Raw genomic sequence first — 13,679 nt, 5'->3', positions numbered from 1 at the left:
CGATTGCCCCTACCTTCCGGCATGCAAACAGATGACATAAATATGACATCCGACACAGCCACAATATGAGGCAAGATGGCCTATTTCACGGCCTGTTCCCCGCCTCATCCTGGAGCGCCATGTCATCTCCCGCCTCATCTCCCCGCAGCAGCGCCGCGCAACGCCGCAAGGACATCGAAACCGCCCGCCAGCAGATGCTGGAGCTGCGCGAGGAGATGGTCGCCATTCCCGATTCGCTGCAGTCACTGCTCGACGCCGCCCATCCCAACTTCCGCGAGAGTGCGCGCAACCTGGTGCACTATCTGCACATGCGCCAGCAGGATCTGCGCCCCTTGCAAATGCGTCTGTCGGCCCTGGGCCTGTCCTCGCTGGGCCGCGCCGAATCGCACGTGCTGGCCACCATCGACGCCGTTCTGGAAGTCCTGCACGAGCTCGGCGGTCAACGCTGGGAACCGGGCGAGCACCTGCCCACGGTCTATGACTTTGCCCACGGCCAGCACCTGCTCGAACAGCACGCCAACGCCCTGCTCGGCCCGGCCGAACCGGGCCGCCACGTGCGCATCATGGTCACCATGCCGAGCGAGGCGGCCGACGATCCGCGCCTGATCCACGACCTGCTGGCGCAGGGCATGGACTGCATGCGCATCAACTGCGCGCACGATGATGCCGCCACCTGGGCGCGCATGATCAAGCACCTGCGCCGTGCCGAACGCGCGCTGGGCAATACCTGCAAGGTGGTGATGGACCTGGGCGGCCCCAAGCTGCGCACCGGCCCGCTGGAGCCGGGCCCGGCCGTGCTGCGCCTGCGCGCCCGCCGCGATGCCCTCGGCCAGCCCTGCCAGCCGGCACGCATCTGGCTGCATGCCGAAGACGCTGCGCCGGCAGCGCCGCCCGAAGACGCCGACGGCTGCGTGCCGGTGCCAGCCGTCTGGCTGGGCTCGCTGCGCTCCGGCGACCGCATCCGCCTGACCGATGCGCGCGGCAAGCGCCGCAGCATGGAGGTGGTGCAGACCGGCAAGACCGGCTGCTGGGCCGAGGCGGAACGCACCCTCTACGTGGCGCCTGGCACCCTGCTGCGCCGCATTCCGGCCACCGGCAAGAGCACGCCCGACGGCCCTCCGCACGATGCCGCCGTGGGCGCCCTGCCAGCCACGCCAAGCGCCCTGCTGCTGCGTGCCGGCGACCTGCTGCGCGTCACGCGCGACCAGCAGCCCGGCCAACCCGCCACGCTGGATGCAAATGGCAAGGTGCTCTCCCCGGCCAGCATCGGCTGCACCCTGCCCGAAGTCTTCGACGATGTGCGCGCCGGCGAACCGATCTGGTTCGACGATGGCAAGATCGGCGGCGTGGTCGAGCAGATGGAGAGCGACCACGCCCTGGTACGCATCACGCGCGCCGGCCTGGATGGCGAAAAGCTGCGCGCCGACAAGGGCATCAACCTGCCCGACAGCGACCTGCATATCCCGGCCCTCACAGCGCAGGATTTGATCGATCTGGAGTTCATCGCCGCCAATGCCGACGTGGTGGAGCTCTCGTTTGCCAACACCGCCGACGATGTGGAACAGCTCGAAGCCGAGCTGCGCCGCCTGGGCCGGCCGGACCTGGCCATCGTGCTCAAGATCGAGACGCGGCGCGGTTTCGAGAACCTGCCGCAGATGCTGCTCAGCGCCATGCAGGGCCCCTGCTGCGGCATCATGATCGCACGCGGCGACCTGGCGGTCGAAAGCGGTTTCGAACGCCTGGCCGAACTGCAGGAAGAAATCCTGTGGATCTGCGAAGCGGCGCATGTGCCGGTGATCTGGGCCACGCAGGTGCTGGAAAGCCTGGCCAAGGAAGGCCTGCCCTCACGCGCCGAAGTCACCGATGCCGCCATGGGCCACCGTGCCGAATGCGTGATGCTGAACAAGGGCCCGCACGTGCTCGAAGCCGTGCGCGTGCTGGACGACATCCTGTGCCGCATGCGCTCGCACCAGACCAAGAAACGCACCCTGCTGCGCGAACTGCGACTGGCACATGGCCTCTACGACATTGCGCCATCCGAAGGCAAGCAGGGCAAGCACGGCAAGAAGTCGGGCAAGCACAAGAAGCACTGAGCGGGCAAGGCGGCCCCGGGCCGTCGTGCTCCCGCTCGCGCGACAGCACTGTGCTGCCCTGGAGCGCAAGCGGCACCGGTACGGCAGCCGCCGCGCCTCAAGCGCCTGCGGGCAGCATCCACTGCACCGTCGCAGCGGCAAGCACCATGCCGACCAGTGCCGTACTGACGCGCAGACCATAGCGCGGACCGCCACTGACAAAGCCCAGCACCGACTTGGCCAGTCCGCTGGTCGTCAGGATGCCGATCAGGCCCCACTGGGCGTAGCTGGTCGGCATGCTGCCGGAGGTGTTCATCTGCGCGATACTCACCGCCGCGGCCTGCAGTTCCGTCAAAGCTGCCAGCATGGCGGCCGCAATCGCCGCCGTGTCGCCAAAGGTATGGCGCACCCAGGCCGCAACCAGGGACACGCCGCCGATGATGGCGGCAATCAGCACCGCATGCGAGAGCTTGAAGGCGTTGTGGCCTCCTTCGTCCTCCACCTCGGCCTGGCCGCTGGCACTGCGCAGTCCGAAGGCTGCATTCACCACCAGCACCAGTACCGCTGCCCCCATGGGCCAGGCCAGCGAGAGCAGCAGTTCGGGAGATGCCGCCCATACCACGGCGAGCAGTAGCAGCAGCGAGGCCAGGTTCGCCAGGATGGCTGCCGAGCTGGCCGCCATCAGCACCTTGGAATCGGCCTTGACGCGTGCGCCGAAGCTGGCCGTCGCCGCAGTGGACGAGGCAAAGCCGGCAAAGAAACCCGCCACGGCCAGCCCCCAGCGCGCTCCCACCATGCGCAGAGCCACGTGGCCCAGCATGCCGGTGCCCATCACCAGCACGACGATTTTCCAGATCGTGCGCGGACGCAGCACGCCCCAGGGATCGAGCGCCTCGGTGGGCAGCAGCGGCATCACCACCAGCGCCGCGGCCAGCAGCAGCAGGCCATCCTTGATTTCCTGCTCGGTGATGATATTGCGGCTCAGGTTCTTGAGCTGGCGCTTGGCCTGCAGCAGCGCTGCCGCCGTCACGCCCAGCGCGGTTGCCAGCACCTGGTCGGTATAGGCCAGGCCGGCCAGCGACACGTTCACCAGCAGGGCCACCTCACCCGTCAGGCCCAAATCATCCGGATCGTTGCGCATGTAGCCGGCCACGGCCAGCGCCCCCACGGCCAGCACTGCCGCAATATAGGCCCCCATGCCCAGCTGCATGCTCACCACGCCCACGATGGCCACCAGCGCATGGGTGCGCAAGCCCGCCATGGGCTCCGCGCTGAGGCGCTCGCGAATGGCGCCGATGAGCAGGCCGATACCCAGTGCCGTCATGACACCCTTGGTGCTGTCCCAATCCATCGCGCATTCCTTTCTGTTCTTCTGCAACTCCGAGTGTAGACCCGGGCACCTGCCTGCGCACAGGGCCTCGGGCGCACAAGTCTGAGCCAGGGCAGCAAACCGGCCGCTTCGTGGCGCGGCGTCGCGCTGTCAGGCCTGCGTGGTGCGCATGAAGAACAGCACGCTCATCACCACACCGGTACCGATCACGATGGCGCGCACCCAGGCCAGCGGCAGGCGCCGCGCCATGCCGGCCCCGGCAAAACCGCCCACGGTGGCCGCCACCATCATCGGCAGCGCATGCTGCCAGACAATCGCGCCAGCCCAGGCAAACGCCGCCACCGACACGATCGACAGCACCAGCGAATCGAGGTTCTTGAGCGCGTTAACGGTATGCAGACGCGTTTCGCCCACCAGCAGGTACATGGCCATCAGCAGAATGCCCAGCCCGCCATTGAAATAGCCGCCATAAACGGCCACCAGCAACAGCGCGGGCAGGCGCCAGCGCTGGCCGGCACTGCCCTCGGCATGGTGCGTTCCCACCCAGCGCCCGATGCGCGGACCAAGAGCAAACAGTACGGTGGCAAACAGCAGCAGCCAGGGCACGATGCCGGCAAACACCTTCGCCGGCGTCACCAGCAGCAACAGCGCCCCCGCCACACCGCCAATTGCCGACACCAGGGCATCGTTACGCAGCGTGCGGCGCGGCAGCTCACCCAGCTCCTGCCGGAAGCCCAAGGTGCTGCCCAGATAGCCGGGCGCCACCACGATGGCGCTGGTGGCGTTGGCCGGGATCGGTGGAATGCCGGCCCAGACCAGCGCCGGGAAGGTCAGGAAGCTGCCGCCACCGGCAATGGCATTGAGCACGCCGGCGCCAAAGGCGGCCAGCAGCAGCACGCCCAGGGTAGTCAGATCAATGCCGCCCAGCATGCCGCGTCAGCGCGTCTCGAACGCGGCCGGATCGAACACGCTCTCGTGCGCGTAGATGGTGTCCAGCGGGAAACGGTGGCCATCGAGATAGTCTTCGAGCGAGCGCAGCACCATGGGGCTGCGATGGCGTGACGTGCTGGCCCGGATTTCCTCGGGGGTGAGCCACAGGGTGCGCTCGATCGGGGTGTCCAGCACGCGATCGGGGTGGAAATCGCCCAGTGTGCCGCAGAAGGTGAAGCGCAGAAAGGTCAAATCGCGGTCGCGGCCACGGACCGGATCATGGCCCTGGTAGCGCGACAGGTAGACGCCGACCAGCGAGGTGGGCGTGAAGTCGTGCGCGGTTTCTTCCAGCACCTCGCGCACCACGGCCTGTGTCAGCGATTCACCGCAGTCCAGGTGGCCCGCTGCATTGTTCAGCACCAGGCCGCGCGTCTGGCGCTCTTCCACCAGCAGGAATTTGCCGTCGCGCTCCAGCACGGCGGCCACGGTGACTCGGGGGGTCCAGCGGGTTTCCATGGTCGGCTTGTCAAGATGGTTGACCGACAGCGAACCCCATGCCCGCTGCCGTGGATAACCATTCATTATCACTGGAATTGCCGCAGCTTGCCCCATGGCAGCGCGGCAATTGTCACGCCTTGAGGTACTCCGCCCGGCCACCCAGCCAGCGCTGCAGATGGCGTTCGGCCAACGCGGGATGCTGGCGCAGCATGCGCGGCGCCCAGTGGCGCGCCCAGTCCAGCAGCAGCGCATCCTGCTCCAGATCGGCAAAGCGCAGCAGCGGAGCGCCGCTCTGGCGCGCGCCCAGCAGTTCGCCGGGGCCACGGATTTCGAGGTCGCGCCGCGCAATCTCGAAGCCGTCGTTGGTCTCTGCCATGGCACGCAGCCGTTCGCGTGCCGTCTCGCTGACGCGGCCGGATTCGTTGGTGGCGTAGAGCAGCACGCATACGCTGGCCGCGGCACCGCGCCCGACGCGCCCGCGCAGCTGGTGCAGCTGGCTCAGGCCGAAGCGCTCGGCATGCTCGATCACCATCAGGCTGGCATTGGGCACATCCACTCCCACTTCGATCACGGTGGTGCTCACCAGTACGCCGGTGGCGCCACTCGAAAAGGCTTCCATGATGGCCTTCTTCTCCGCCGTGGGCAGGCGCGAGTGCAGCAAGGCCACCTGCACGCCAGGCAACGCCTGCTGCAGGTCTTCCCAGGTATGGGTGGCGTTCTGCAGGTCCAGCGCCTCGCTTTCCTCGATCAGCGGACAGACCCAGTACACCTGCCTGCCTTCGGCCAGCTGCTGGCCAATGCGCGCGATCACCTCGTCGCGACGCTGCTGGCTGATCAGTTTGGTCAGCACCGGTGTGCGGCCCGGCGGCAGCTCGTCGATGGTGCTCACATGCAGGTCGGCGTAATAGCTCATCGCCAGCGTGCGCGGAATGGGGGTGGCGCTCATCATCAGCAGATGGGGTTCCTGAACCACGGGATGCCCGGAAGATGCAGCCCCTGAGGAAGCATCGCCCGCGCTTACTGGCACGGCCGCACCCTGCATCTTCTGCCGCAAGGCCAGCCGCTGCTGCACGCCGAAGCGATGCTGCTCGTCGATGATGGCCAGCGCCAGCTTGTGAAACTGCACCTTGTCCTGGATCACCGCATGCGTGCCCACCACCAGCTGCGCCTCGCCACTGGCGATGCGCGCCAGCATCTCGCGCCGCTCCTTCGTCTTCTGGCTGCCCGTCAGCCAGGCCACGCCAACGTCGAGCGGCGTCAGCCAGTCCAGCAGCTTGCGGAAATGCTGCTCGGCCAGGATTTCGGTCGGCGCCATCAGCACGCATTGCCAACCCGCATCGATGCAGATCGCCGCCGCCAGCGCTGCCACCACCGTCTTGCCCGAACCGACATCGCCCTGCAGCAGGCGGTGCATGGGCAGGCCGCGCTGCAGATCGCGCGCGATCTCCTCGCCCACGCGGCGCTGCGCTTCGGTCAGGCTGAACGGCAAGGCCGCCAGCAGCTTCTCGTGCAGGCCACCGCGGCGCAGCGGCAGGGCCGGTGCCTGCAGGCGCTCGCGCTCCAGATGCGCCTGCGCCTGCGACAACTGCTGCGCCAGCAACTCCTCCGCCTTCAGCCGCAGCCAGGCCGGATGGCTGCGGTCCTCCAGCGCTGCCACGGACACATCGGGCGTCGGATGGTGCAGATAACGCAGCGCCGGCCCCAGCGCCCAGGGCGGCTGGTGCAACTGCCGCCCCAGGTCCTGCAGGGCTTCGGCCGGCACTGTCTCGCCGAGCAACCCCGCCGCCTGCGCGCGCTCCAGCCCGCCCTGCACGGCACGTCGCAAGTAGGCTTGCGGCAGATTGCCGGACGAGGGATAGACCGGCGTGAGCACGTCCGGCAGCTCGCCCCCGGCCGCGCGGAACGAGGGGTGCAGCATGGTGCAGCCCATGAAACCCGGCTTGACCTCGCCGCGCAGCAGCACGCGCTGCCCGTCGGCCAGGGCCTTCTGCTGGTTCGGATAGAAATTGAAGAAGCGCGCCGTGCACACGTCCGTGCCATCGTCCACCGTCACGATCAGCTGCCGCCTTGGCCGGAACGTCACCTCGCACGAGGTCACCACGCCTTCGATCTGCACCACCTCGCCCGGCCGCGCGTCGCGCAGACGCGTGATGCGCGTCTCGTCCTCGTAGCGCAGCGGCACGTGCAAGGCAAAATCCATCGGCCCCACCAGACCCAGCTTGCGCAGGGCCTTCTGCATGGCAGACAGCGGCTTGGGAGCCGAAACGGGCGCAGGGGACTCGGACATGGGACAATTCTGCCTGTTTTTCCCTGTCCGCCCCGCCATGCCCAGCGCTCCTTCCCGCTTCACCCTCAGCGATTTCGATTTTCACCTGCCGCCCGAACTGATCGCCCAGCACCCCGCTGCCGAGCGCACCGGCTCGCGTCTGCTCGACGGCACCGGCCCGGCCCCGCAGGACCGCCAGTTCCGCGAGCTGCCCGCCCTGCTGCGCGCCGGTGACCTGATGGTGTTCAACGACACGCAGGTGGTGAAAGCCCGCCTGTTCGGCCACAAACCCAGCGGCGGCCGGCTGGAACTGCTGGTCGAGCGCGTGCTGCACGAGCCGGACCTGCCCCATACCGTGGCCGCCCACATGAAGGTGAGCAAGAAGCCGCAGCCCGGCACCGTGTTGCAGATGGACGGCGGCTTTACCGCCACCCTGCTCGGCCGCTGGCCCAACGCAGACGGCCCGATCTTCCGCTTCCAGTTCAGCGAAGATCCCTACACCCTGATGGCGCAGCACGGCCATGTGCCGCTGCCACCCTACATCACCCACGCCGACAGTGCCGAGGACGAGCGCCGCTACCAGACCGTGTTCGCCCGCAGTCCCGGCGCCGTCGCCGCCCCGACCGCCGCGCTGCACTTCGACGAAGCCATGCTCGCCACGCTCGACGCAGCCGGCGTGCAGCGCGCCAGCGTCACCCTGCACGTGGGTGCCGGCACCTTCCAGCCGGTCAAGACCGAGAACATCGCCGAGCACGTGATGCACTTCGAGCGCTACGAGGTGCCGCAGGCCACGGCCGATGCCATCGCTGCCTGCCGCGCCCGCGGCGGCCGCGTGCTGGCCGTGGGCACCACCAGCGTGCGCGCCCTGGAAAGCTGGGCCACCTGCGGCCAAGCCCAGGGCGATACCGACATCTTCATCACCCCCGGCTACCAGTTCCGTACCGTGGACATGCTGCTTACCAATTTCCACCTGCCCAAGAGCACGCTGATGATGCTGGTCAGCGCCTTTGCCGGCTACGGGCAGATCATGGCGCTCTACCAGCATGCGATTGCACAGCGCTACCGTTTCTTCAGCTATGGTGACGCCATGCTGCTGCAGCGCAAGGCAGACGCTGCCTGAGCCCGCCTTGCCTGACTTAATCCTGACTGTTTTGCACGGGATCTTGTTGCATCGCAGCAACTCGGATCATCCTCACGAAGCACATCCAAGTTACGGTATTTCTTCACAGTTTTACAAGCTCCGGCGAACATTGCCTACACCAGGCGCTTCAGCTTGATGCACAATGGATGCGTTCACAAGAAGGATTCTGCAATGTTCTCTCTGCTTGGCCGCCTCGCCGTGTCGCTGGTATTTCTGATGGGTTTCAGCGTGTTCGCCGCCTGGGCCTGGGACCGTTCCGACAAGGCGCAAACCGGTGCTGACGTGCGTGGCACGCAGCAGGCGGTGCAATCCATCGCCACCGAAGGCACACAGCAGCAGTAAGTCCCGCCAGCGCCGGCACGCTGGCCGCAGTTGCCCCCACGCCACCCCTTCGCGGGTGGCTTTGTCGTTTCTGCGCGTACGCCGGCAGCGCGCGCCTACAATTCCACGCATGCTGCAATTCGATCTCCTCTCCACCCATGGCCCCGAAGGCAAGGCGCGCCGCGGCCGCATGACCCTCAACCACGGCGTGGTCGAAACCCCCATCTTCATGCCCGTCGGCACCTATGGCACCGTCAAGGGCGTGATGCCGCGCAGCCTGCACGACATGGGCGCGCAGATCATCCTGGGCAACACCTTCCACCTCTGGATGCGCCCCGGCCTGGACATCATGCAGAGCTTCGGCGGCCTGCACCAGTTCGAGAACTGGCACAAGCCCATCCTCACCGACAGCGGCGGCTTCCAGGTCTGGAGCCTGGGCGAGATGCGCAAGATCACCGAGGAAGGCGTGAAATTCGCCAGCCCCGTCAATGGCGACAAGCTGTTCCTCACGCCCGAGATCAGCATGCAGATCCAGACCATGCTGAATAGCGACATCGTGATGCAGTTCGACGAGTGCACGCCCTACGAAACCAAGGGCCACCTCACCACCGAACGCGAGGCGCGCGCCTCCATGGAGCTGAGCCTGCGCTGGGCGCAGCGCTGCCGCGCCGAATTCGCGCGCCTGCAAAACCCCAACGCCCTGTTCGGCATCGTGCAGGGCGGCATGTACGAGCACCTGCGCCAGGAATCGCTGGAGCAGCTGGTCGAGATGGACTTCCCCGGCTATGCCGTGGGCGGCGTCAGCGTGGGAGAGCCGAAGGAGGACATGCTGCGCCTCACGGCCTACACGCCGCACCGCCTGCCCGCACACAAGCCGCGCTACCTGATGGGCGTGGGCACGCCCGAAGACCTGGTGTACGGCGTGCAGCACGGCGTAGACATGTTCGACTGCGTGATGCCCACGCGCAACGCGCGCAACAGCCACGTGTTCACGCGCTTCGGCGACCTGAAGATCCGCAACGCGCGCCACAAGACCGACCCGCGCCCGCTGGATGAAACCTGCACCTGCTATGCCTGCGCCGGCGAAAGCGGCATCCCCTATGCCGAAGGCGGCCGTGGCGGCTTCTCGCGTGCCTATCTTCACCATCTGGACCGCTGCGGCGAGATGCTCGGCCCCATGCTCACCACCATCCACAACCTGCACTACTACCTGAACCTGATGCAGGAGATGCGTGATGCCATGGATGCCAACCGCTTCGATGTCTTCGTGACGCAGTTCCACGCCGACCGCGCCCGCGGGGTGTAAAACGCTGTTGCACATGCATCGTCCCGCTCACTTGATTGCTGGACGAGTCGCTCTATTTATTTATAAACTATCGGATTGCGCGGACAAGGTTCCGTGCGCCCAACGTACCTGCAAATGAATGGAGCGCCATGAACTGGCTGGAACAACTGCGTGCCGACATGGCGCGCAACAAGATGGCCGATGTGCCCGCTGACAGCGTGATCGTCGATGTACGCAGCCCCGGAGAATTCCAGATGGGCCATGTGCAGGGCGCGCTGCTGCTGCCATTGAGCGACCTGATGAGTGGCTGCCCCGTGCCCGTGGAGGACAAGGACCAGCCGATAGTGGTGTACTGCGCCAGCGGTGGCCGCTCCAGCATGGCGCAGGCCCTGCTCGCGCAGATGGGCTACAGCCGCGTCACCAACGGCGGCAGCCCGCAGGAAGTGGCTGCCGTGTTCGGCAAGCCGCTGGTCGCAGGCTGATCCTGCCTGATGCCTCTAACGGGCCTGCGCGCCCGGCCACACCGCCCTGCCCGCCTCGCCGGCAGGGCGTCATTTCTCCACCCGTCAAGGTCTAGCGATATTGCGCCAGATAGCGCCGCTCGAAGCCACGCTTGGCCCAGTGGAACACGCGCGTGGAGGGCAGCAGCACGTTGCGCTGCTCGGTGCGGTACACCAGCGAGCCCTGGTCGATCGCATCGATGATGCACACCAGCTCCACCTTGAAACCACGCCGCGCCGGCTTGCCCGCCAACTCGGCCAGCAGGTTGGCGGCCGCGGCTTCGGCTTGCAGATCGGCCATGTGCGCCTGCTTGGGCATCCAGTCCGGCCCCGGAAAGCTGCCGCTGTCGCCCACCACATAGACCTTGTCGAAGCCGGCCACCTTGCAGTGCGCATCGGCCTGCACCATGCCGCCCGGCGAGCGCGGCAACGGGCTCTGGTCCAGCCAGGCTGGGCCGGTCAGGCCGGGCATGAACAGGATCAGGTCGGCGGCAAATTCACCGCCTTCGGTCACCACCTTGTCGGCCTCGAAGCGCACCATCTTGTGGCCCAGGTGCGTGCGGATGTTGCGCCGCTGCATTTCGCCGAGCAGATGGTCCACCGCCTTGTCGCCCAGGCGGTTGCCCGGGCGCGGCGAGGGGTTGAAGAACACCAGCTGGAACTTGTCGCGCCGCCCTTCGCGCCGCAGCTGCTCGTCGATGCCGAACAGGAATTCGAACATCGGCCCGCCGCGCACTGCGCTCTGCTCGTTCGGATTGGCGCCGAAGCCGACGGCAATGGTGCCGCCCTGCATGGCGCGCAGGCGGTCGCGGATCTGCTCGGCCGCGGCGATGCCCTCGCAGGGCGTGATCGCATGCTCGATGCCGGGCAGCTTGCGGATGAAGCGCCCGCCCGAGGCCACGATCAGGGCATCGGTCTGCACCATGCCGCTGCTGGTCTGCACAGTGCGCGCATCGTCCGACAGGCCGGTCACCTGCGCGGCCACATGCTCCACCTGCATGCGGCGGAAGAAGTTGTCCAGCGGCACCACCAGCTGCTCGCGCGTGCGCAGGCCGCTGGGAATCCAGATGGTGCCGGGCAGGTAGTGCAGTTCGGCCCGCGGCGCTACCACGGTGATGCGGCCCCTGAAGCCCTGCTTGCGCAGCATGCGCACGCTGGACAGGCCACCGAAGCCGGCGCCGAGGATGGTGATGTGGGTGTTGGGCATGGCAGGTTCCAGGCGATCAGAAAGTGATGCGCGGGCCCAGCATCAGACGGTCGACCACACGGCGCAGGCTGATGTACAGCGTCTTGCAGGCCTTGCGCACCTCGCTGTTGCGGGTCTGGGCGGCCAGCAGCATCGGATCCTGCAGGGCCACATGGGTATGGCCGGGCGCCACGGCGACCACGTAGGCACCCAGCGGCAGCAGCGCGCCCAGTTGCGGCTCGGCATGCATGGCTTCGCCCAGCGGCGCGGCCCAGAGGCCGAGCAACTGCTGCGGGGGCGCCTCCGGCATCGGGCCGGCCTGCAGGTCGAGGGCGTGCAGAATCTGCAGGCCTTCGGCTTCCAGCGCCTGGCGCAGGTCTGCCAACGCCGCCGCAAACGGGCGCTGCAGTTCGACGGTCAGGGCATAGCTGGGAAGCGACATGGCGGCAGTCCGATCCGGGCCAGCCAGTGGCCCTTGGTGAGTCCTACAGTTTACACAAACTTTAATTGTTGTGCAGCACGGGTCGGTCGGGATATGCGCCGCCGGCCCGTGCGCCCATTGTCTGCCAATCCGGCCACCCTGTCACAGCAGTTTCAGCGCCACTGCGCCCAGCAGGGCCAGCAGACAGGCCCAGCCGGACAGCAGCCAGCGCCACAGCCAGAAGCGCGGCACATAGCCAACCCCGTGCACGATGCCCGCCGCCATGGACCAGCACAGCAGCAGCGCCATGCCATGGTCGGCGCTGCCATCGGCATGCGTGATGCCGAGCGGATAGAGCGTGATGCCCAGCATGATGCCGATGCCGGCGAGCAGGCTGGGCCAGCGCAGGCCGCGGCTGCCTGTCGCCTCGCTCATGCGCCGTCCTTGCGCTGCGCGGCCTCGGCGCGGGCCTCCTCGTTCTCGCCCCACATGGCGTTCAGGATGGCCAGCAGCACGGCAAAGCCGACGCCCAGGACCCAGGCAAAATACCACATGCGTTTTCTCCTTGTTGCTTGGCGTTGGCCTCAGTAGGCCGAATGGTCATTGGCGCGGATTTGCTCCACCGTGATCTTGCCGCGCATCACGCGGTAGGCCCAGCCGGTGTAGAAGATGATCAGCGGCATGAAGATCAGCGTGGCCCAGAACATCACTCCCAGGGTCAGGTGGCTGGAGACGCTGTCCCACACTGTCAGACTGGCATCCGGATGGGAGGACGAGGGCATCAGGAACGGGAACATGGCCGCCCCTGCCGTGCCGATCACGCCCACGATGGCGAGCGAGGACAGCACGAAGGCCGTCAGCGTGCGCCCTGCCCTGGTCAGCAGCGCGGCCAACAGGGCCCCGGCGATGCCCAGCAAGGGCAGCAGCCACAGCAGCGGCTGCCGCGCGTAGTTGATCCACCAGCCATCGGCGCTGCGTTCCACCGTCTTGCCCAGCGGGTTGGGCAGCGCGGCCGGATCCACCACGGACGTGATGGCATAGCCCTGGATGCCGCCATAGCGCAGCCACAGGCCGGCGCCCACGAAAGCCAGTACCATCAGCACGGCCGACCACAGCGCTGCCGTTGCGGAACGGCGCTGGATCGCACCCTCGGTGCGGTGCGCCAGATAGACTGCGCCCTGCAGCGTGATCATGGCGCTGGAGACGATGCCGGCCAGCAGTGCAAACGGATTGAGCAGTTGCCAGAAGCTGCCGGTGTAGTTCACCATCAGCAGCTCGTTGAACTGGAACGGCACACCCTGCAGCAGGTTGCCGAAAGCCACGCCGAAGATCACCGGGGGCACGAAGCCGCCGACGAACAGGCCCCAGTCCCAGCTGCGGCGCCACTGCGCGTCCTTGAGCAGGCTGCGGTACTTGAAGCCGACCGGCCGGAAGAACAGCGCCCACAGCGCGGCCATCATGGCCCAGTAGAAGCCGCTGAAGGCCGTGGCGTAGATCAGCGGCCAGGCGGCAAAGATGGCGCCGCCGCCGGTGATGAACCAGACCTGGTTGCCCTCCCAGTGCATGCCCACCGAGTTGATGACCACGCGGCGCTCGTCGTCGGTCTTGCCGACGAAGGGCAGCAGCGTGCCCACGCCCATGTCATGCCCGTCCATGATGGCAAAGCCAATCAGCAGCACGCCCACCAGCAGCCACCAGATGATTTTCAGGGTTGGATAGTCCAGCATGG

The 13,679-nt window shown here is 67.1% G+C and carries 14 protein-coding genes; 5 read left to right on the top strand and 9 right to left on the bottom strand.

Translation table 11 applies throughout. The features are described from left to right. Positions 1-119: 119 nt before the first annotated feature. A complete protein-coding gene (locus tag ACX36O_RS00755; protein WP_371686427.1) occupies positions 120-2,093 on the top strand; it encodes a pyruvate kinase in 1,974 nt (657 codons plus the stop codon). A gap of 97 nt (positions 2,094-2,190) precedes the next feature. Here ACX36O_RS00755 and ACX36O_RS00750 read toward each other — a convergent pair whose 3' ends face one another. From ACX36O_RS00750 to recG, 4 genes are all read right to left on the bottom strand, one after another. Beyond that, positions 2,191-3,423, bottom strand: a complete 1,233-nt coding sequence (locus tag ACX36O_RS00750; protein WP_371686426.1) for an MgtC/SapB family protein — start codon at positions 3,421-3,423, stop codon at positions 2,191-2,193. 129 nt (positions 3,424-3,552) lie between these two features. Then, a complete protein-coding gene (locus tag ACX36O_RS00745; RefSeq protein WP_488359908.1) occupies positions 3,553-4,332 on the bottom strand; it encodes a sulfite exporter TauE/SafE family protein in 780 nt (259 codons plus the stop codon). A gap of 6 nt (positions 4,333-4,338) precedes the next feature. Beyond that, a complete protein-coding gene (locus tag ACX36O_RS00740; RefSeq protein WP_213362804.1) occupies positions 4,339-4,848 on the bottom strand; it encodes an NUDIX hydrolase in 510 nt (169 codons plus the stop codon). Positions 4,849-4,960: 112 nt separating this feature from the next. Beyond that, entirely contained in the window at positions 4,961-7,117 is a 2,157-nt protein-coding gene (recG, locus tag ACX36O_RS00735) for an ATP-dependent DNA helicase RecG (RefSeq protein WP_371686425.1), read from the bottom strand. Here recG and queA point away from each other — a divergent pair. From queA to ACX36O_RS00715, 4 genes are all read left to right on the top strand, one after another. Then, the gene (queA, locus tag ACX36O_RS00730; protein ID WP_488359907.1) at positions 7,116-8,216 is read left to right on the top strand and encodes a tRNA preQ1(34) S-adenosylmethionine ribosyltransferase-isomerase QueA; all 1,101 of its coding nucleotides are present in this window, start codon (positions 7,116-7,118) and stop codon (positions 8,214-8,216) included. The two genes, recG and queA, sit on opposite strands and share 2 nt — an antisense overlap. A gap of 192 nt (positions 8,217-8,408) precedes the next feature. Beyond that, a complete protein-coding gene (locus ACX36O_RS00725) occupies positions 8,409-8,579 on the top strand; it encodes a hypothetical protein (protein ID WP_213362360.1) in 171 nt (56 codons plus the stop codon). A gap of 109 nt (positions 8,580-8,688) precedes the next feature. Next, complete coding sequence (tgt, locus tag ACX36O_RS00720) at positions 8,689-9,864, top strand: tRNA guanosine(34) transglycosylase Tgt (protein ID WP_488359906.1); 1,176 nt, start codon at positions 8,689-8,691, stop codon at positions 9,862-9,864. Between the two features lie 128 nt (positions 9,865-9,992). Next, positions 9,993-10,325 carry a rhodanese-like domain-containing protein gene (locus ACX36O_RS00715; RefSeq protein ID WP_250131081.1) on the top strand — a complete coding sequence of 111 codons (333 nt, stop codon included), beginning with the start codon at positions 9,993-9,995 and terminating at the stop codon, positions 10,323-10,325. 91 nt (positions 10,326-10,416) lie between these two features. Here the strand turns inward: ACX36O_RS00715 and ACX36O_RS00710 are convergent, their stop codons facing one another. The 5 genes from ACX36O_RS00710 to cydB form a co-directional block, all read right to left on the bottom strand. Further along, positions 10,417-11,550 carry an NAD(P)/FAD-dependent oxidoreductase gene (locus ACX36O_RS00710; protein WP_488359905.1) on the bottom strand — a complete coding sequence of 378 codons (1,134 nt, stop codon included), beginning with the start codon at positions 11,548-11,550 and terminating at the stop codon, positions 10,417-10,419. A gap of 16 nt (positions 11,551-11,566) precedes the next feature. Next, positions 11,567-11,971 (bottom strand): DUF302 domain-containing protein, encoded by a 405-nt coding sequence (locus tag ACX36O_RS00705; protein WP_488359904.1) that lies wholly within the window; start codon positions 11,969-11,971, stop codon positions 11,567-11,569. Between the two features lie 141 nt (positions 11,972-12,112). Then, a complete protein-coding gene (locus ACX36O_RS00700) occupies positions 12,113-12,385 on the bottom strand; it encodes a cyd operon YbgE family protein (protein ID WP_213362356.1) in 273 nt (90 codons plus the stop codon). Next, the gene (cydX, locus tag ACX36O_RS00695) at positions 12,382-12,504 is read right to left on the bottom strand and encodes a cytochrome bd-I oxidase subunit CydX (RefSeq protein ID WP_213362355.1); all 123 of its coding nucleotides are present in this window, start codon (positions 12,502-12,504) and stop codon (positions 12,382-12,384) included. Before cydX ends, ACX36O_RS00700 begins: the two co-directional genes overlap by 4 nt. A 30-nt stretch (positions 12,505-12,534) precedes the next feature. Beyond that, positions 12,535-13,677 carry a cytochrome d ubiquinol oxidase subunit II gene (cydB, locus tag ACX36O_RS00690; RefSeq protein WP_371699276.1) on the bottom strand — a complete coding sequence of 381 codons (1,143 nt, stop codon included), beginning with the start codon at positions 13,675-13,677 and terminating at the stop codon, positions 12,535-12,537. Positions 13,678-13,679 lie beyond the last annotated feature (2 nt).

It is taken from the genome of Brachymonas sp. KE5, from assembly GCF_057773645.1.
Note: the sequence above shows the minus strand (reverse complement) of the source record. Positions and strands in the feature narration are given on the sequence as shown.

What these genes read in the sequence shown, in the direction of transcription:
- ACX36O_RS00755 (WP_371686427.1), top strand. Translation starts at nt 120, where the DNA reads ATGTCATCTCCCGCCTCATCTCCCCGCAGCAGCGCCGCGCAACGCCGC.
- ACX36O_RS00750 (WP_371686426.1), bottom strand. Translation starts at nt 3,423, where the DNA reads ATGGATTGGGACAGCACCAAGGGTGTCATGACGGCACTGGGTATCGGC.
- ACX36O_RS00745 (WP_488359908.1), bottom strand. Translation starts at nt 4,332, where the DNA reads ATGCTGGGCGGCATTGATCTGACTACCCTGGGCGTGCTGCTGCTGGCC.
- ACX36O_RS00740 (WP_213362804.1), bottom strand. Translation starts at nt 4,848, where the DNA reads ATGGAAACCCGCTGGACCCCCCGAGTCACCGTGGCCGCCGTGCTGGAG.
- queA (WP_488359907.1), top strand. Translation starts at nt 7,116, where the DNA reads ATGGGACAATTCTGCCTGTTTTTCCCTGTCCGCCCCGCCATGCCCAGC.
- recG (WP_371686425.1), bottom strand. Translation starts at nt 7,117, where the DNA reads ATGTCCGAGTCCCCTGCGCCCGTTTCGGCTCCCAAGCCGCTGTCTGCC.
- ACX36O_RS00725 (WP_213362360.1), top strand. Translation starts at nt 8,409, where the DNA reads ATGTTCTCTCTGCTTGGCCGCCTCGCCGTGTCGCTGGTATTTCTGATG.
- tgt (WP_488359906.1), top strand. Translation starts at nt 8,689, where the DNA reads ATGCTGCAATTCGATCTCCTCTCCACCCATGGCCCCGAAGGCAAGGCG.
- ACX36O_RS00715 (WP_250131081.1), top strand. Translation starts at nt 9,993, where the DNA reads ATGAACTGGCTGGAACAACTGCGTGCCGACATGGCGCGCAACAAGATG.
- ACX36O_RS00710 (WP_488359905.1), bottom strand. Translation starts at nt 11,550, where the DNA reads ATGCCCAACACCCACATCACCATCCTCGGCGCCGGCTTCGGTGGCCTG.
- ACX36O_RS00705 (WP_488359904.1), bottom strand. Translation starts at nt 11,971, where the DNA reads ATGTCGCTTCCCAGCTATGCCCTGACCGTCGAACTGCAGCGCCCGTTT.
- ACX36O_RS00700 (WP_213362356.1), bottom strand. Translation starts at nt 12,385, where the DNA reads ATGAGCGAGGCGACAGGCAGCCGCGGCCTGCGCTGGCCCAGCCTGCTC.
- cydX (WP_213362355.1), bottom strand. Translation starts at nt 12,504, where the DNA reads ATGTGGTATTTTGCCTGGGTCCTGGGCGTCGGCTTTGCCGTGCTGCTG.
- cydB (WP_371699276.1), bottom strand. Translation starts at nt 13,677, where the DNA reads ATGCTGGACTATCCAACCCTGAAAATCATCTGGTGGCTGCTGGTGGGC.